The following is a 15,879-nucleotide window of genomic DNA, read 5'->3' on the forward strand; positions in this document are numbered from 1 at the left end:
ACGCCCGGTTACATTCCGAACCCGGAAGCTAAGCCTTTCAGCGCCGATGGTACTGCAGGGGGGACCCTGTGGGAGAGTAGGACGCCGCCGAACAATTATTGTGGGGAAGCCCCGCACCTTCTGGTGCGGGGCTTTTCTGCGTTCGGATGCCTTTTTTCGAGGCATGTGAGGGGCCCCTACGGGCCCCTTTTTTGTTGCCGTTCAGGCCGGCGTGACCAGGTGGGTGTCGTAGGCGAGGATCACCGCCTGGACGCGGTCCCGGGCGCCCGTCTTGGCGAGGATGCGGCCCACGTGGGTCTTCACCGTCGACTCGGCCAGATGCAGCCGCTCGGCGATCTCCGTGTTCGTCCAGCCCTGGCCGACGACCGTGAGGATCTCGCGCTCCCGCTCCGTCAGCGGTGCGAGACGCGGGTCCTCCTCCGGCGCCGGGGGCGGGGAGCCCGACGGGAGATGATGCACGTACGCGTCCAGGAGGCGGCGGGTCAGACTCGGGGCCACCACCGCGTCGCCGCTCGCCACCGCCCGGATGCCGGCGAGGAGTTCCTCCGGCTGGGCGTCCTTCACCAGGAAGCCGCTCGCGCCCGCGCGCAGGCCGTCGTACGCGTACGCGTCCAGGTCGAAGGTGGTGACGATCAGGACGCGGGTGCGGGCACCGGCGGCGACGATGCGGCGGGTGGCCTCGATGCCGTCCAAACCCGGCATGCGGATGTCCATCAGGACCACGTCCGGGCGGTGCCGGTCGGTGAGGCGGACCGCCTCCGTACCGTTCGCGGCCTCGCCGACGACCGTCAGGTCGTCCTGGCTCTCCAGCAGCATGCGGAAGCCGAAGCGCTGCATCGGCTGGTCGTCCGCGATCAGAACGGTCGTCACGAGGGGGTGTCCTCCCGGGGGATACGGAGCAGAACCCGCCAGCCGCCGTCCGGCAGCGGGCCGCAGTCGAGTGTGCCGTGGTAGAGGGCCGCGCGCTCCCGCATTCCCGTCAGACCCTGGCCCGTGCCCGGAGCCTCCGCCCCGGGCCCGCGGCGGCCACCGGTGTCGGTGACCTCCACCCGTACCTCCCGCGTCGCGTACGTGAGGAGGACCGAGGCCCGGGCTCCGCGGCCCGCGTGCTTCAGGGTGTTCGTCAGGGCCTCCTGGACCACCCGGTAGAGGGTCAGCTGGACGCCCGGGGACAGTTCGGACGGCGCCGGCACGGTCGGCGGGGCCAGGTCGAGACGTACGGGCAGACCGGCCTCGCGGACCCCTGCCAGGAGACCGTCCAGGTCGGCCAGGGTCGGCTGCGGGTCGCGGGCCGCCGTCTCGTCGTCGGTCCTCAGGACCCCGAGAAGGCGGCGGAGTTCCGTCAGCGCCTGTCGGCTCGTCGAGCCGATCGCGTCCAGGGCCTCGGCGGCACGCTCCGGGCTCTTGGCCGCCGCGTACCGGCCGCCGTCCGCCAGACCCGTGATGACGGACAGGTTGTGGCCGATGATGTCGTGCATCTCGCGGGCGATCCGGGCCCGTTCGGCCGCCGCCGCCAGCCGGACCTCCTGGTCCCGCTCCACCTCCAGGCGGCGGGCGCGCTCCACCAGGGCCGCCGTGTGGTCACGGCGGGCACGGACCGCGATCCCGAGCAGGGCCACCAGGGCGTACGCCCACACCACCGGGACGACCCGCTGGTCCCACGCCCCCAGGGGGAACCGGACGGCACCGACCACCAGCGGCGGCAGGAACAGCGCCACCGACCACAGGAGCGCGCGCGGCGGGCGGGCGAGTGCCAGGTGGAACACCGGGATCAGCTGGAGGTAGCCGGCCTGGAGGAAGGCGCCCGAGCCGTCGCTGACCAGCGCCGCGCAGGCCATCACCGCCAGCACCGCCATCGGCCGGCGCCGCCGCCCGTACAGGGGCAGGGCGAGCGCGAGACTCGCCGTGACGACCAGCCAGACCGGGACCGACGGATCGCGGGCGATCGTCCGCCAGCCGCCGGCCGCGTCCACGAGTGCGGCGGCGGTCCAGAAGAGGGTCAGGGCGGCGTCCCACACCCAGGGCCGCCGGGCGTCGAACGCCCGCACCCGGGACAGCCCCCGCTGGACGTACCCGCTCAGGCCCGTGGCGTCGCTCGTCGTCTCCGGTGTCCGGGTGGTCATGCCGTCATCATCCTCACACGTCCCGGCGCGTGAGCAGGAAGGCCGGTACGGCCAGGGCCGCCGCCGCCCACAGCGTCAGCGCCAGCAGGGCGGCGCCCGGTGACGGGGCGTCCGGGAGCGGAGTCGCCGAGCCGAGGACACCGGCCGCCTGGGTCGGGAAGTACCGGAGTGCCGTCTCCACCGGCTCGTACGGAAGCATGCCGAGGACCTCCGGCAGGAGCAGCACCCCGCCGACGAACGCGCCGAGCGCGCCCGGGACCGAGCGGAGCGCCGCGCCGAGACCGAGGGCGATCACGCCGAGGAGGGTCACACCGGCCGCGTTGCCCGCGAGGGCGCGCAGGACGCCGTCGTCGGTGAGGGAGGCGGCCTGGTCGGTGTCGTGGAGGAAGACCTGCGCGGTGAGGAAGGTGACCACGGCGGTGACGAGGGAGAGGGTGAGGACCGTCGCCGTGTACACGGCCGCCTTCGCCCACAGGACGGGGAGGCGGCGCGGGACGGCGGTGAGCGAGGCCCTGATCAGGCCGTGGGCGTACTCGCCCGCCGTGACCAGGGTGCCGAGGACGGCGAGACAGACCGCGCCGAGCTGCGAGCCGTACAGGGTGAGGACGACGGTGTCGACGTCGGAGTCGCCGCCGCCCGAGGTGTAGGTGGCGCCCATGAGGACGCCGACGGCGAGGACGAGGGCGACGGCGGAGAGGACGGTGATCCAGGTGGAGCGGACCGTCCACAGCTTGTGCCACTCGGAACGGACGAGGCGGGCGGGGGTGATCACGCTGCTGCTCCCAGGTGTTCGGCTTGGTGTTCGACGGAGTCGCGGGTGAGGTCCATGAACGCCTGCTCCAGGGAGGGCGCGTGTGGGGTGAGTTCGTGGAGCGGGACGCCGTGCGCGGTGGCGGTGCGGCCGATCTCGGGGGCGCCGGGGCCGCTGACGAGGAGGGTGCCGGGCGTTTCCTCGGTGAACCGGGCCGAGGGGAGCAGGGAACGCAGTCGGCCGGGCTCGGGGGTGACGACCTTCACGGTGGCGCCGCCGGCCGACCGTACGAGCTCCTCGACCGTGGTGTCCGCGAGGAGCCGGCCCCGTCCGATGACGATCAGATGGTCGGCGGTGAGGGCCATCTCGCTCATCAGGTGGGAGGAGACGAGGACGGTACGGCCTTCGGCGGCCAGGGACCTGAGGAGCGTGCGGATCCAGAGGACGCCCTCCGGGTCCAGGCCGTTGACCGGCTCGTCGAGGATCACGGCCGCCGGGTCGCCGAGCAGGGCGGCGGCGATGCCGAGTCGCCGGCCCATGCCGAGGGAGAAGCCCTTGACGCGGCGGTCGGCGGCTTCGGTGAGGCCGGCGAGGGCGAGGACCCGGTCGACTCGGGAGCGGGGGATGCCGTGCGTGTGGGCGAGGGAGGTCAGATGGTGGCGGGCGGTGCGGCCCGGGTGCACGGAGCGGGCTTCGAGGAGGGCGCCGACCTGCGTGAGCGGGGCCGGGTGGGCGGCGTAGGGGCGGCCGGCGACGGTGGCGCGGCCACGGGTGGGGGCGTCGAGCCCGAGGATCATGCGGAGGGTGGTGGACTTGCCGGCGCCGTTGGGGCCGAGGAAGCCGGTCACGGCCCCGGGCCGGACGGTGAAGCCGAGGTCCTGGACGACGGTCCTGTCGCCGTACCGCTTGGTGAGGTTCTCTGCGCGGATCATGTCTCCGACGCTAGGGAGCGGGCGGGCGCCGGACGTCCTCCCGAGGACGGGAGCCGGGCGGTGGGCGTCGTACCCGGGTACGACAATGCGTTTGTGCGAGGGAGTGCGGGACCGCAAAGATCAGGCCATGGATTATGTGATGCGAGTCGTCCGCGCCGACGAGTGGGAGAAGGTGCGGGAGCTGCGGCTGGCCGCCCTGCGCGACCCCCTGGCGCACCTGGCCTTCCTGGAGACGTACGAGGAGGGCCTGGCGCGCCCCGACAGTTTCTGGAAGGAGCGGACGGCGAACGCGGCCGAGGACGGGCCTGGCGCGGTGCGCCAGTTCGTGGCCGAGGCGGCGGACGGCCGGTGGGTCGGCACGGCGACGGTGCTGCTGGAGCGGGCCGGTACGGAGACCTATTTCGGGGACGTGCCGAAGACCGACCAGACGCATGTCGTGGGCGTGTACGTACGGGACGAGGCGCGCGGCTCCGGTGTGATCGACGCGCTGTTCGCGACGGCGGCGGAGTGGTCGTGGTCCCTGACGGACCCGCGGATCGAGCGCGTACGGCTCTACGCGCACGTGGACAACGCGCGGGCCCGGGCGGTCTACCGGCGGATCGGCTTCGAGACGGACGGTGTCCCGGTCGCGCTGCCGGGCGCCACGGACGCCCACGAGCTGGAGTACGAGCTGCCGCGGCCGGGGGCCTAGGAGGGGGCCGGAGCCGGGCCCGGATTCGGATCCGGGTCAGGCTGTTCGTCCGGCGGGCTGTCCGCGCCCCAGTTCCAGAGGGCCTGGAGGACGGGGCCGAGACGGTGGCCGCGGGGGGTGAGGGCGTAGCGCACGGTCGGGGGCCAGCCGGGGTGGCGGTCGCGGGTGAGGACGCCCGCCGCGGCGAGCTGGGCGAGGCGCTCGGACAGGACCTTGTCGGAGAGCGTCGGGAGCGCCCGGCGGAGTTCGGTGTACGAGCGGTCGCCGCGCAGCAGTTCCCGGACGACCAGGGTGGTCCACCGGCCGCGCAGGGCGGCGAGCGCGATCTCGACCGGGCAGTCCGGCGAGGGCGCGGTGACCCGGGCGTGGGCGTCGTCGGGAAGGCCGGGCGGGTGGCCAACCGTTCGGTGAGTCACGGAAGCGTCTCCTAGCGTGTCGGGTGTCCGATTGTCCCGGCACGGAAGGACGGCTGTCGATCATGTCTGTGTGGCTGCGTGAGCTGGCGACCCGCCCCGAGGACGTGCCCGCGGTGTTCGCGGAGCGGTTCAACAGCGGCGACGCGGCGCTGCTCGCCGAGGTCTACGAGGAGTCGGCGGTGCTGGCCGTCCGCCCCGGGGAGGCGGTGTCCGGGGCCGCGCTGCACGCGGCCAACGGACGGCTGCGGGAGCTGGGCGTACCGATCGTGGTGCGGCCCCGGCAGACGTACCGCAACGGGGATCTGGCGTTGCTCGTCGTGGACTGGGCCGTCGAGGGTCCGGGCCGCGACGGCGCGGCCGTGCGCTTCGGGGGGACCGCCACGGATGTGGTGCGGCGGGGGGCGGACGGGCGGTGGCGGTACGTCATCGACAACCCCTTCGGGCCGCGGCCGGGCGCCCTCCCGGACGCGTCGCCGGACGCCCTGCCGGGCGCGGGCGGGCTCAGGGGGTGAGGGCGTCCTCCGGCCAGCGCGCACGGGCCTGTTCGGGGGAACGGAGGAGCGCGAGGGTGGGGAGGCCGTGGGTGTGGCCGGTGGCCAGGAGGTCCGGGAGGCGGGGGATCGGTGCCACGGCCGCCACGTCCTCGAGGACGAGGGTGAGTGGTGGGTCGAGCCGACCGTCGGATGACCGTGCGGCCATGCGGCGGCCGTGCTCGACCACGCTTGCGGCGAGGGCCGTGAGGACCGGCATCGCGCCGGGGTGGGTGCGGGGGTCCTCGCGCGGTTCACCCACCACATAGAGGGTGCCCCCTTCGGCGAGGAAAGATGCCAGGGCCAGCGAATCCGTTCGGTTCGGGGTGCAGGCCTCGCGGATGTGGACGGAGGACAGCGCGCCGAGCGCACGGGCCGTCAGTTCCTGGGCGAGGCGGCGGCTTTCGGGGTGGGCGGTGAGGGCCGCTTCGAGCAGGCCCGCGTGGCCGGAGGCGGCCTTGGGGTGGCTGCGGAGGATCCGTACGGGTTCGTGGGCGCCGGTCCCCTGGGCCCAGCGGTGGACCTGCCGGAAGGGGCGGCCGTCGACGGCCGCGGCGTGCAGCCAGCAGCGCAGGAGGGTTTCGGCGGTGTCGGCGGTGGCCGCGTCCAGGCGGGAGTGGGGGCGGACGGGGGCGAGCAGCGCGACGGCCCGCGCCTGCGCCGTGTCCGGGTCCTCGCAGCCCTCGCAGGGGGACCAGTGGAGGCGGCCGGGGGTGTCGCAGAGGTGGCCGGTGTCGTGGACGAGGACGGGGCCGAGCTTGCCGCGGGCGTCCTTGGTGTCGGCCCACACGGTGGGGTCCGAGGTGACGACGAGGACCGGGCCGTCGGCGTCCCGGATCGCCTGGACGGCGAGCGGGCGGCGGGCCTCGGGCGGGCCGTAGACCAGGCGCCGGGGGGCGGGGGAGGGGGCCGGGGCGGGTGCCGCGGGAACCGGGGGGATCGCGGGGGTTCCGGAGGGGGCCGGTTCCGCGGCGGTCCCGTACGGGGCCGGTTCCGCGCGGGGGGCGGTGCCCGCCAGGGGGGCGGCGGGAGGCGGCGCCGGGGTCGGCTCGGGGGCCGGTGCCGCCTCCGCCGGGCGCCGGGGTGCCGGGGGCGCGGGCCCCCGTGCCGGGGCGGGCGCCGGGGCCGTCTCCCGTACGGCCGGCCCGGCCGCCGGAGCCGTACCGGAGTCGTACCGGCCCTGCTTCCGGTGGGCGCGGACCGCGCGCCAGCGGGCGAGCGTGCCCAGGACGAAGACCGCCAGGACGGCCAGGATCATCGCCTCGCCGATCACCAGGCCCCAGAACAGCCCGTACCCCGACAGCTCGCCCGGCGGGGTGCCGGGCCAGGCCGCCGCGAGGTCCGTCGGGGCGGTGGCGAGGGAACGCAGGGCCGACGGGGTGCGGGTGAAGACGACCCCGTCCGGCCAGCCGCCGTGCGCGAGGAGGCCCGACAGGCCGGTCGCCGACCAGACCAGGACCGTGAGGCCGAGGAGCAGGGCGAACAGGCTCAGCAGCAGCCCGTCGGAGACGCCCCCCTCCTTCCGTACCCGCTCCATCTAGGCCACCGTCGACTGGGACGAGCCGTTCATCTGCTGCTCGATGAGGATCGCCCGCTGCTCCGTCTCCCATTCCAGCTCGGGGTCGGTGGGGGGGCCGGACGACTCGGTCATGGCGCGGTCGGTGTAGACGAGGGGCCGTTCCTTCTCGGTGATGAGGTGTTTGACCACCTGCACGTTGCCGTTGACGTCCCAGACGGCGATGCCGGGGGTGAGGGTCGGGATGATCTCGACGGCCCACCGGGGCAGACCGAGGACCCGCCCGGTGTTGCGGGCCTCGTCCGCCTTCTGGGCGTAGATCGTGCGGGTGGACGCCATCTTGAGGATCGCCGCGGCCTCCTTGGCGGCCGCCCCGTCCACGACGTCGGAGAGGTGGTGGACGACGGCGACGAAGCTGAGGCCGAGCCGGCGGCCGAACTTGAGCAGCCGCTGGAACAGCTGCGCCACGAACGGGCTGTTGATGATGTGCCAGGCCTCCTCGACCAGGAAGATGCGCTTCTTCCGGTCGGGGCGGATCCAGGTGTGTTCCAGCCAGACGCCGACGATCGCCATGAGGATGGGCATGGCGATGGAGTTGCGGTCGATGTGGGAGAGGTCGAAGACGATCAGGGGCGCGTCGAGGTCGATGCCGACGGTCGTCGGGCCGTCGAACATGCCGCGCAGGTCGCCGTCGACGAGCCGGTCGAGGACGAGCGCGACGTCCAGGCCCCAGGCCCGTACGTCGTCCCTGTCGACGTTCATCGCCTCCGCCGACTCCGGCTCCGGGTGGCGCAGCCGCTCCACGATGTCGGTGAGGATCGGCTGGCGGTCGGTGATGTGCTCGTTGACGTGGGCGTGGGCGACCTTGAGCGCGAAACCGGAGCGCTCGTCGAGGCCGTGGCCCATCGCCACCTCGATGATCGTACGGAGCAGGGCGAGCTGCCCCGTCGTGGTGATCGAGGGGTCGAGCGGGTTGAGGCGGATACCGGCGTCGTTGGCGACCATCGGGTCCAGGCGGATGGGGGTTATCCCCAGCTCCTGGGCGATGAGGTTCCACTCGCCGACGCCGTCCTCGCCCTGGGCGTCGAGTACGACGACCTGCCGGTCGCGGAAGCGCAACTGGCGGAGCACGTACGTCTTCTCGAGGGCCGACTTGCCGTTGCCGGACTCGCCGAGGACCAGCCAGTGCGGGGCGGGGAGCTGCTGGCCGTACAGCTGGAAGGGGTCGTAGATGTACCCCTTGCCGCTGTAGACCTCGCGGCCGATGATCACGCCGGAGTCACCGAGGCCGGGCGCGGCGGTCGGCAGGTAGACGGCCTGGGCCTGCCCGGTGGAGGTGCGGACGGGCAGGCGGGTCGTCTCCACCTTCCCGAAGAGGAAGGAGGTGAAGGCTTCGGTGAGGACGGACAGCGGATCTCGCATCGGTCTGTGCCCCTTCGGCCCTAGCGGCGGATGCCGGTCGCGAACGGCAGAGTGTTCACAAAGGCCCGGTGGTGCTCGCGGTCGCACCACTCCAGTTTCAGGTACGACTTGCCGGCGGAGGCCCTGATCGTGCGCTTGTCCCGGGCGAGGGCCTCGGGCGAACGCGACGACACGGTGATGTACCCGACGAGGTTCACCCCGGCCGCGCCGCTGGCGAGGTCCTCACCCCGCTGGTCGAGCCGGCCGTGGGCGGCGATGTCGCGCGGGTCGACGGTGCGGTTCATCTTCGCGGCGCGGCTGGCGTCGGCCTCGTCGTTGGTCTTCTCGGTGAGCATGCGCTCGATGGCGACCTCCGTGGGCTCCAGGTCCATGGTGACGGCGACCGTGCGGATGACGTCGGGGGTGTGGACGAGGAGCGGGGCGAGGAAGTTCACGCCGACCGGGGTCATCGGCCACTCCTTGATCCAGGCGGTGGCGTGGCACCAGGGGGCGCGGGTGGAGGACTCGCGGGTCTTCGCCTGGAGGTACGTCGGTTCCATCGCGTCCAGTTCGGCGGGCCAGGCGTTGCGCTTGGTCATGGCCTGGATGTGGTCGATGGGGTGGTCCGGGTCGTACATGGAGTGGACGAGGGAGGCCAGGCGGGACTGGCCGAGGGGCTGGCGCACGCGGATGTCGGCCTCGGCGAGGCGGGCGCAGATGTCGGTGAGTTCGCGGGCCATGACGACGGCGAGGCCGGCGTCGCGGTCGAGGCGGCGGGCGCCGGAGGCGTGGCGGGCGGCGCGGGCCATGGCGTTGGCCTCGGCGGCCAGTTCGCGCGTGTAGTGCATGCAGGCCACGAGGTAGGCGCGGTGCTGCTCGCTGGAGGTGGAGACCATCGACTGGAGCTGCTCGTAGGACTCGCGGAGCCAGGCGGGCGCGTGCGGGTCACCGCGCTGGCCGACGTCCTTGGCGTGGGCGTCGGGGTCGGCGGGGAGGGTGCGGGCCAGCATCTGGAGGCGGGTGACGAAGCCGTCGCCGTTGGCCACGTGCTTGAGGAGGGTGCCGAACCGGTCGACCAGGGCCTCCTGGTCCTCGCTGTCGCGCAGGCCGACGCCGGGGCCCTCGATCTCGATGGCGGCGGTGACGGTGCGGCGGTCGGCGTGGAGGAGGACGGCGATCTCGTCGGGGCCGAAGGGGGCGGAGAGCCAGCCGACGCGGCCGATGCCGGGCGGCGGGCCGACCTCGACCTCGCGGCCGTCGAGGCGGGTGCCGGCCTCGGCGACGCCGGAACGGTAGGCGGTGCCGCGCTTGAGCATCCGCTTGTAGCTGCGGTTGATCTCGAACCACTTGTAGAAGGTGCGGTGCTTGTACGGCACGTACACGGCGGCGAGCGCGAGCATGGGGAGGCCGGCGAGGAGCGCGATGCGGAGCGGGAGGAGGGGGACGAGGAGGCCGCTAATCATGCCGAGGAAGGCGCCGGCGATGATCAGGGCGATCTCACCGGTCTCCCGGTTCTTGCCGACGATCGCGTTCGGCCGGGCACGGCCGATGAGATACGTGCGGCGGGGCGCGACCGGCTGGGACTGGGTCGTCAACGCCCTCCACCTCCAGAGTGCTTGCGGTTGCTGTGCGGGGTTCCTGCGGTGGGGCTGCTGCTACGGGGCGGGGGCGTGGCGCCGGCCGCGCCCCCGCCGCCGGCGCCCCGGGCCTCGCCGCCGCGGCTGCTGTGGGCGGCGACGCCGCCGGCGAGCGGGTTGGCGGCGCGGGCGGCGGTGGCCTGGGCGGGCGCGCCGCCGCCGCTGTCGCGGGTGCTGTGGGTCTTGATGCCCTGGGAGACGAGGGAGGCGGGGGAGGAGATGACGGCGGCGGCGGCGTTCTCGCCGGCGCGGTGCAGGCGGTTGTTGCGGGAGGCGACGATCTCGTCGCCGAAGCCGGGCACGAAGCGGTAGATCATCGCGGAGGCGAAGATGGCCAGGAGGATGATCGCGAGGCCGGAGACGACGGCGGAGAAGGCGTTCGGGCCGGTGTCGGAGGAGAGCGCGCCGGCCAGGCCCAGGACGATCACGATGACCGGTTTGACCAGGATCACCGCGATCATGATGCCGGCCCAGCGGCGGACGTGGCCCCACATGTTCTTGTCCACGAGCCCCGCGTAGACGACGACACCGAGGAGCGCGCCGACGTAGAGCAGGACGGCGCGGAGGAACAGCTCCAGGTAGAGCACGCCGGCGGCGAGGACGGTCACCAGCGAGACGATGATCAGCATGATGGGGCCGCCCCCGATGCTGTCGCCCTTCTGCAGGGCCTCCTTGAAGCTGCCGAAGAAGACGTCGGTCTGCCGGCCGGTGCCGGAGGCGATGACCTCGGTGACGGCGTCGGTGGCGTTGACGACCGTGTAGAGGATCAGCGGGGTGAAGGCGGAGGCGAGGACGGTCAGCCAGAGGAAGCCGATGGCCTCGGAGATCGCGGTGGTGAGGGGGACGCCGCGGATGGCGCGCTTGGCGACGGCGAGGAGCCAGAGGAGGAGGGTGAGGAAGGTGGCGGCGGCGAAGACGATGGCGTAGCGGCCGAGGAACTCCATGTTGGTGAAGTCGACGTCGGCGGTCTCCTTCACGGCGGAGGACAGCTCGTCGATGATCTTCACGGCGGCGTCGGCGCAGCCGCGCGCGAGCGACGACAGCGGGTCGAGCGTGGCGGCGGGGTCGGCGACGGGGGCGCGGGTGCCGCTGGGCTGGCCGGTTTCGCAGTAGTCGCGGGCGGGTCCGACGATGAGGTCGCAGTCCCCGGCACCGGACGGGCTCGGCGACGGCGTCGCCGACGGGCTGGCGGGAGGTGTGGGGTCGGCGTAGGCGCGCGTCGCGAACAGTACGGCCGCAGCCTGCAGGCCGGCGAGGGCGCCGGCGATCCGCAGGGATGGGCGAAGGCTAGCGGGCATAGGTGAAGCCCCCGAACTCCTGGACGGCCTTGGTGATGGCTTCGGCATCGGAGGCGGTGCGGTCGGTGTGCACGGGCGCCGGGCCTTCCTTCTGGGAGAAGCTCTCGACCTTCCAGTCACCACCGACCCAGCGCAGGGCGAGCGTCATGGTGAACCAGTCGTTCGTCACCGGGTTCGTGGAGCTCACGCCCGCGGTGCCGAACACCCCGGTGCACCAGACCTCGACGGTGGCCGTGTCGGTGGAGAAGGCGGTGACCTTGGTGCCGACCGGAGCGGTACGGGACACGTAGGTCATGCCGGGTGCGGCATTGCCCTGAGCGTCGAGGCCGAGCTTCTCGAGGAACTCGCCGCTGTAGGCCTTGTCGAGGCTCGCCGCGAGAGCATCCGCCTTGTCGGGGGCGAAGACCTGCCGGACGATCTCCCGGCGGTGATCCGGCTTCAGGATGTCCGCCGAGACGAGCGCCACCGCGTAATTCGCCGCCGCGCTCTGCGCCCCCTGCTCGTCGTGCGCGAAGCCCGTCGGGATCGTGCCGTTCTTGGCGGTGACCGGGCGGACGCCCGTCGCGGCCGTGGGGGCGCCGGCGTCGCCGCGGGGGGCGGCGGTGCCGGCGGTGGGGGCCGTGTCCGCGTGGTCGCCGTCGCCGCGGTTGGCGAAGGCGATGGCGGCGATGAGCAGGACCACCACGCCCACGACCGTGACGAGGGAGCGGGAGCTCCGTACGGGGCGGCGGGCGCCGCCGTAGACGTCACCGCTGTTGCCCTCGGGCAGGCGGGTACGGGTCTGGCCCGAGCCGCCCACGCCGCCGAAGCCGTCGTGCTCGTCGCCGAGGCTCATGCCGGGTACGCCCCCTCACTCGTTCGCGGGTACGACAGTGCTGCAACATGACTGGGCATCAGGGAACGCATTTCAGCAGGCCTCGGAGGACGGGTGCGGGGTCCGACGGTCGGTCAGACGGCCATCCCGTACACGATGGTGAACAGCGTTCCCAGTGACCCGATGATGAAGACGCCGGTGAGGCCGGCCACGATCAGGCCCTTGCCCTGTTCCGCGCTGAACGTGTCGCGGAGCGCGGTCGCGCCGATGCGCTGCTTGGCCGCTCCCCAGATGGCGATGCCGAGGCAGAGCAGGATGGCCACGGCCATCACGACCTCGATCATCACTTTGGCTTCGTTGCCGAGGCTCCCGAAGGGTCCCCAGTTGGGGGCGATTCCACCGATGATGGTGGTGATGTCGCCCTTTTCAGCCGCCAGGTACATGTAACTCACCGCCCCTGTATGGGTAGTTAGCTGCTGCCCCTGCCGGACGGCATGGGTCATCGCCCTATCTTCGCCGATGAAACCGCCTGCGTGTGACGGCTTGGCGGCTCTCTTTACCCGATCCCCGCACATCTGACCGATCTGACCGTCTTGACCTGCGGCTGTGCGGTCGGGCTCACGCGAAGAAGCGTACGGTCACTCTGTGTATCACGGGGGGTGACTCCGGGCAATGATTGTCGTTGTTGCACTCTTGGGGCGGCGTCAGGCGTACGAGGCGATCAGGCGCGCGAGGTGACGTCCCGCCAGGAGGAGGGGGGCCGCGGTGCGGGTGACCTGGGCGGTCACCTCGGCGCCTTCGAGGGTGCTGATGACGGTGACGGACAGGTCGCGCGCCTCGGGGGCGGGGAGGCCGCAGTCGAGGAGCTTCTCGGCGACGAGGTTCTGCCAGGAGCGGTAGGCGGTGGCGCAGGCCTGCTGGATGGGGTTCTCCTCGCCGAGGGTCTCCAGCGCGGCGGCGGTGACGGGGCAGCCCTCGGTCCAGTCGGAGGCGCGGAGCGCGTCGGCCAGGGCGCGGGCGCAGGCGTCCACGGCGGCGGCGGGGTCGCGCTCGGCGTCGAGGGCGGAGCGCAGGAGGTCGGTGAACTCCTCGCGGCCGTGCTCCATGGCGGCGACGGCGACCGCCTCCTTGCCGCCCGGGAAGAAGTGGTAGACGGAGCCGAGGGTGGCGTCCGCCTCCTGGGCGATCTGTTTGATGCCGGTGCCGACGTAGCCCTGACGCTGGATGAGGCGTGAGGCGGCGACGACGATCCGGTCGCGCGTGCTGCTGCTGGTCCGCGTCTGCATGGGGAGAGTCTACCGATCGATTGAGTAGAGCGCTCGTTTTAGAACGTGCTACGGTCGGTGCGAGCACTGAGTAGAGCGTTCGTTTTAGTCCGCCTCACTCACGGGCCGGGCTCCGTCCGGCTCCGTGTGTCCGTCCGCGTGGGCCTTCGCGCCCACGCCCACCGATGGGGGTACCCCGTGCAGACGAGCCCGCAGAACAGCCACTCCGTCACCGTCATCGGCCTCGGCCCCATGGGCCGCGCCATGGCCGCCGCCTACCTCGACCGGGGGTATGCGGTGACCGTCTGGAACCGCACCGCGAGCCGCGCCGAGGAGCTGGTGAACAGGGGCGCCGTCCTCGCGGCCGGCCCGGAGGAGGCCATCGCCGCCAATGAGGTCGTCGTCCTCAGCCTCACCGACTACGACGCCGTCCACGGCATCCTCGGCACCGTCGACCCCGCCGCGTTCAAGGGCCGGGTGATCGTCAACCTCAGCTCCGACACCCCGGAGCGCGCCCGCGAGGGAGCCGCCTGGCTGGCCGAGCGCGGTGCCGTCCAGCTCACCGGCGGCGTGCTCGTGCCGCCGTCCGGCGTCGGCGACCCGGAGTCCGCCACCTTCTACAGCGGCCCCCTGGACACCTTCGAGGCCCACCGGGAGACCCTTTCGGTCATCACCGGCAAGACCGACCACCGGGGCGAGGACCCGGGCCTCGCCGCGCTGTACTACCAGCTCAACATGGTCATGTTCTGGACCGCGCTCTCCGGTTACTGGCAGGCGCTCGCCGTCGCCGGCGCCCACGGCATCAGCGCCGCCGAGCTCCTGCCCTACGCCCACGGCGCCCTCGACCTCGGCCGGTTCCTCGACTTCTACGCGCCCCGGGTGGACGCGGGCAACCACGCCGGGGACGTGGACCGGCTCACCATGGGCCTGGCCAGCACCGAGCACGTCCTGCACACCGTCACCGACGCGGGCGTGGACGGCACCCTGCCGGCCGCCGTCGTCGAACTGTTCCGGCGCGGGGTCGAGGCGGGCCGGGGCGGCGACAGCAGCTCCAGCCTGGTGGAGGTCCTCAGGAAGCAGTGACAGGAGCGGGCCGGGGTGCGGCCCCGGCACGTGCCCCGGCCACGTGCCGCGTGCCCCCGCCCGAGCGCCCGGTGCGCCCCCGCCGCCCCGTCTCCCGCCGCGACCGCGTGTCGCGCACCGTCCCGCGAAGTCCCCTCCCGCCCTAGACTGGCGCCCCGGAACGTACTGCCGGGAGCCGAGGGGTGGTTGACGGTGCGTAAGGCGGGCAGGGCGGGCGGGGCGGGCCGGGCGTGGCTGATGGCCGGCGGGGTCTTCGGCCTGTGCCTCGGCTTCCTCCTGCTGCTCGTCGTCGGCACGTACTCCGCCGCCGCCGGACTCCTCGGCGGCGCCGGCAGCGGCAAGAACGGCACCGTGTCCCTGGCCAAGGGCGCCGTCCCCGCCCTCTACCAGGGACTCGTGCAGCGCTGGGGCAACCTCTGTCCCGCCATCAACCCGGCCCTGCTCGCCGCCCAGCTCTACCAGGAGAGCGGCTGGAACCCCCGGGCCGTCTCCCCCGCCAACGCCCGCGGCATCGCCCAGTTCATCCCCGGCACCTGGGCGAGCCACGGCATCGACGGCGACGGTGACGGCGACCGCGACATCTGGGACCCGCAGGACGCCATTCCCTCGGCCGCCTCGTACGACTGCGCGCTCGCCGGCTACGTGAAGAAGGTCCCCGGCGACCCGGCGAACAACATGCTGGCCGCGTACAACGCGGGCGCCTACCGGGTCATCCAGTACCGCGGAGTGCCGCCGTACAGGGAAACCCAGAACTATGTCCGGATCATCCGCTCGCTGGAGAAGAGCTTCGCCCGCCCCACCGGCCGCGTCTCCCCCTCCAAGCAGGCCGCCGGAGCCATCTACTACGCCCAGCAGAAGCTCGGCACCCCCTATCTGTGGGGCGGTACGGGCACGGCCGAACAGGGCGGCCGGTTCGACTGCTCGGGTCTCTCCCAGGCCGCGTACGCGAGCGTCGGCATCCATTTGCCGCGCGTCGCCAACGACCAGTACAACGCCGGCCCGCATCCCGGCCGCGACGAACTGCTCCCCGGCGACCTGGTGTTCTTCTCCGACGACCTGACCAATTCGCGGGCCATCCGGCACGTCGGCATCTACGTCGGCGGCGGCTACATGATCAACGCCCCGCGCACCGGCGCGGTGATCCGCTTCGACAGGATCGACACCCCGGACTACTTCGGCGCCACCCGTGTCACCGCGGACGGCGCCGCCGCGCTGCCCACCCGTCCCGCGCAGCCGTGAGCGGAACGGACGGAGCGTCGGACACCGCCCGGGGCGTACCGGACATGGCTGGAACTCTCCGTCGGACGGGGCCCCTGAGCTGCGGCGGACCGTCACTCTTCGATAACGTCGGCATGATCCACCGGAGACAGCGGAACGTGAGCCTCAGGCGGTTCGTTCCCTGATCCGACCGCTCTGACCACG

The 15,879-nt window shown here is 72.9% G+C and carries 16 protein-coding genes and 1 rRNA gene; 5 read left to right on the top strand and 12 right to left on the bottom strand.

What is annotated here, in order from left to right; all coding sequences use genetic code 11:
• Positions 1-93: ribosomal RNA gene (gene rrf / locus ABTY40_RS18140) — 5S ribosomal RNA — on the top strand; the annotation flags it as partial.
• Between the two features lie 108 nt (positions 94-201).
• On the opposite strand, the gene ABTY40_RS18145 is transcribed toward rrf, so the two are convergent.
• Genes ABTY40_RS18145 through ABTY40_RS18160 form a run of 4 tightly spaced genes read right to left on the bottom strand, consistent with a single transcriptional unit; the run spans position 202 to position 3,806 of the window.
• Complete coding sequence (locus ABTY40_RS18145; protein WP_352060431.1) at positions 202-870, bottom strand: response regulator; 669 nt, start codon at positions 868-870, stop codon at positions 202-204.
• The gene (locus ABTY40_RS18150; protein ID WP_352060432.1) at positions 867-2,123 is read right to left on the bottom strand and encodes a sensor histidine kinase; all 1,257 of its coding nucleotides are present in this window, start codon (positions 2,121-2,123) and stop codon (positions 867-869) included. Before ABTY40_RS18150 ends, ABTY40_RS18145 begins: the two co-directional genes overlap by 4 nt.
• A gap of 13 nt (positions 2,124-2,136) precedes the next feature.
• On the bottom strand, positions 2,137-2,895 hold the full coding sequence (locus ABTY40_RS18155) for an ABC transporter permease (RefSeq protein ID WP_352060433.1): 759 nt from the start codon (positions 2,893-2,895) through the stop codon (positions 2,137-2,139).
• Positions 2,892-3,806, bottom strand: coding sequence for an ABC transporter ATP-binding protein (locus tag ABTY40_RS18160; RefSeq protein WP_352060434.1), 915 nt, complete (start codon positions 3,804-3,806; stop codon positions 2,892-2,894). The genes ABTY40_RS18155 and ABTY40_RS18160 overlap by 4 nt, the downstream gene beginning before the upstream one ends.
• A gap of 127 nt (positions 3,807-3,933) precedes the next feature.
• On the opposite strand from ABTY40_RS18160, the gene ABTY40_RS18165 reads away from it, so the two are divergent.
• Entirely contained in the window at positions 3,934-4,497 is a 564-nt protein-coding gene (locus ABTY40_RS18165) for a GNAT family N-acetyltransferase (protein ID WP_345278986.1), read from the top strand.
• On the opposite strand, the gene ABTY40_RS18170 is transcribed toward ABTY40_RS18165, so the two are convergent.
• A complete protein-coding gene (locus tag ABTY40_RS18170) occupies positions 4,494-4,913 on the bottom strand; it encodes a winged helix-turn-helix transcriptional regulator (protein ID WP_352060435.1) in 420 nt (139 codons plus the stop codon). The genes ABTY40_RS18165 and ABTY40_RS18170 overlap by 4 nt on opposite strands.
• Before the next feature lie 62 nt (positions 4,914-4,975).
• On the opposite strand from ABTY40_RS18170, the gene ABTY40_RS18175 reads away from it, so the two are divergent.
• Complete coding sequence (locus ABTY40_RS18175; RefSeq protein ID WP_352060436.1) at positions 4,976-5,425, top strand: YybH family protein; 450 nt, start codon at positions 4,976-4,978, stop codon at positions 5,423-5,425.
• Here ABTY40_RS18175 and ABTY40_RS18180 read toward each other — a convergent pair.
• From ABTY40_RS18180 to ABTY40_RS18210, 7 genes are all read right to left on the bottom strand, one after another.
• Positions 5,415-6,980 carry a type IV secretory system conjugative DNA transfer family protein gene (locus ABTY40_RS18180; RefSeq protein WP_352060437.1) on the bottom strand — a complete coding sequence of 522 codons (1,566 nt, stop codon included), beginning with the start codon at positions 6,978-6,980 and terminating at the stop codon, positions 5,415-5,417. The two genes, ABTY40_RS18175 and ABTY40_RS18180, sit on opposite strands and share 11 nt — an antisense overlap.
• Positions 6,981-8,381 (bottom strand): ATP-binding protein, encoded by a 1,401-nt coding sequence (locus tag ABTY40_RS18185; protein WP_352060438.1) that lies wholly within the window; start codon positions 8,379-8,381, stop codon positions 6,981-6,983.
• Positions 8,382-8,401: 20 nt separating this feature from the next.
• Positions 8,402-9,955 (bottom strand): SCO6880 family protein, encoded by a 1,554-nt coding sequence (locus tag ABTY40_RS18190; protein ID WP_352060439.1) that lies wholly within the window; start codon positions 9,953-9,955, stop codon positions 8,402-8,404.
• The gene (locus ABTY40_RS18195; RefSeq protein ID WP_352060440.1) at positions 9,952-11,295 is read right to left on the bottom strand and encodes a hypothetical protein; all 1,344 of its coding nucleotides are present in this window, start codon (positions 11,293-11,295) and stop codon (positions 9,952-9,954) included. The genes ABTY40_RS18190 and ABTY40_RS18195 overlap by 4 nt, the downstream gene beginning before the upstream one ends.
• On the bottom strand, positions 11,285-12,130 hold the full coding sequence (locus ABTY40_RS18200; protein WP_352060441.1) for a DUF8175 domain-containg protein: 846 nt from the start codon (positions 12,128-12,130) through the stop codon (positions 11,285-11,287). The genes ABTY40_RS18195 and ABTY40_RS18200 overlap by 11 nt, the downstream gene beginning before the upstream one ends.
• Before the next feature lie 113 nt (positions 12,131-12,243).
• Entirely contained in the window at positions 12,244-12,552 is a 309-nt protein-coding gene (locus ABTY40_RS18205; RefSeq protein WP_024757447.1) for a DUF8827 family protein, read from the bottom strand.
• 261 nt (positions 12,553-12,813) lie between these two features.
• Positions 12,814-13,395, bottom strand: coding sequence for a TetR/AcrR family transcriptional regulator (locus ABTY40_RS18210; protein ID WP_352060442.1), 582 nt, complete (start codon positions 13,393-13,395; stop codon positions 12,814-12,816).
• Positions 13,396-13,533: 138 nt separating this feature from the next.
• Between ABTY40_RS18210 and ABTY40_RS18215 the strand changes: the two genes are divergently transcribed.
• Together ABTY40_RS18215 and ABTY40_RS18220 are read left to right on the top strand one after the other, a co-directional pair.
• Positions 13,534-14,457, top strand: a complete 924-nt coding sequence (locus tag ABTY40_RS18215) for an NAD(P)-dependent oxidoreductase (RefSeq protein WP_352060443.1) — start codon at positions 13,534-13,536, stop codon at positions 14,455-14,457.
• A gap of 237 nt (positions 14,458-14,694) precedes the next feature.
• Positions 14,695-15,696, top strand: coding sequence for a C40 family peptidase (locus ABTY40_RS18220; protein ID WP_345279053.1), 1,002 nt, complete (start codon positions 14,695-14,697; stop codon positions 15,694-15,696).
• Positions 15,697-15,879 lie beyond the last annotated feature (183 nt).

Source organism: Streptomyces sp. NPDC126503, from assembly GCF_040302405.1.
Classification (GTDB): domain Bacteria; phylum Actinomycetota; class Actinomycetes; order Streptomycetales; family Streptomycetaceae; genus Streptomyces; species Streptomyces gulbargensis.

Excerpts from the sequence above, each read along its gene's own strand:
- ABTY40_RS18210 (WP_352060442.1), bottom strand. The coding sequence starts at position 13,395 with ATGCAGACGCGGACCAGCAGCAGCACGCGCGACCGGATCGTCGTCGCC.
- ABTY40_RS18200 (WP_352060441.1), bottom strand. The coding sequence starts at position 12,130 with ATGAGCCTCGGCGACGAGCACGACGGCTTCGGCGGCGTGGGCGGCTCG.
- ABTY40_RS18160 (WP_352060434.1), bottom strand. The coding sequence starts at position 3,806 with ATGATCCGCGCAGAGAACCTCACCAAGCGGTACGGCGACAGGACCGTC.
- ABTY40_RS18175 (WP_352060436.1), top strand. The coding sequence starts at position 4,976 with ATGTCTGTGTGGCTGCGTGAGCTGGCGACCCGCCCCGAGGACGTGCCC.
- ABTY40_RS18205 (WP_024757447.1), bottom strand. The coding sequence starts at position 12,552 with ATGTACCTGGCGGCTGAAAAGGGCGACATCACCACCATCATCGGTGGA.
- ABTY40_RS18195 (WP_352060440.1), bottom strand. The coding sequence starts at position 11,295 with ATGCCCGCTAGCCTTCGCCCATCCCTGCGGATCGCCGGCGCCCTCGCC.
- ABTY40_RS18150 (WP_352060432.1), bottom strand. The coding sequence starts at position 2,123 with ATGACCACCCGGACACCGGAGACGACGAGCGACGCCACGGGCCTGAGC.
- ABTY40_RS18185 (WP_352060438.1), bottom strand. The coding sequence starts at position 8,381 with ATGCGAGATCCGCTGTCCGTCCTCACCGAAGCCTTCACCTCCTTCCTC.
- ABTY40_RS18180 (WP_352060437.1), bottom strand. The coding sequence starts at position 6,980 with ATGGAGCGGGTACGGAAGGAGGGGGGCGTCTCCGACGGGCTGCTGCTG.
- ABTY40_RS18220 (WP_345279053.1), top strand. The coding sequence starts at position 14,695 with ATGGCCGGCGGGGTCTTCGGCCTGTGCCTCGGCTTCCTCCTGCTGCTC.
- ABTY40_RS18165 (WP_345278986.1), top strand. The coding sequence starts at position 3,934 with ATGGATTATGTGATGCGAGTCGTCCGCGCCGACGAGTGGGAGAAGGTG.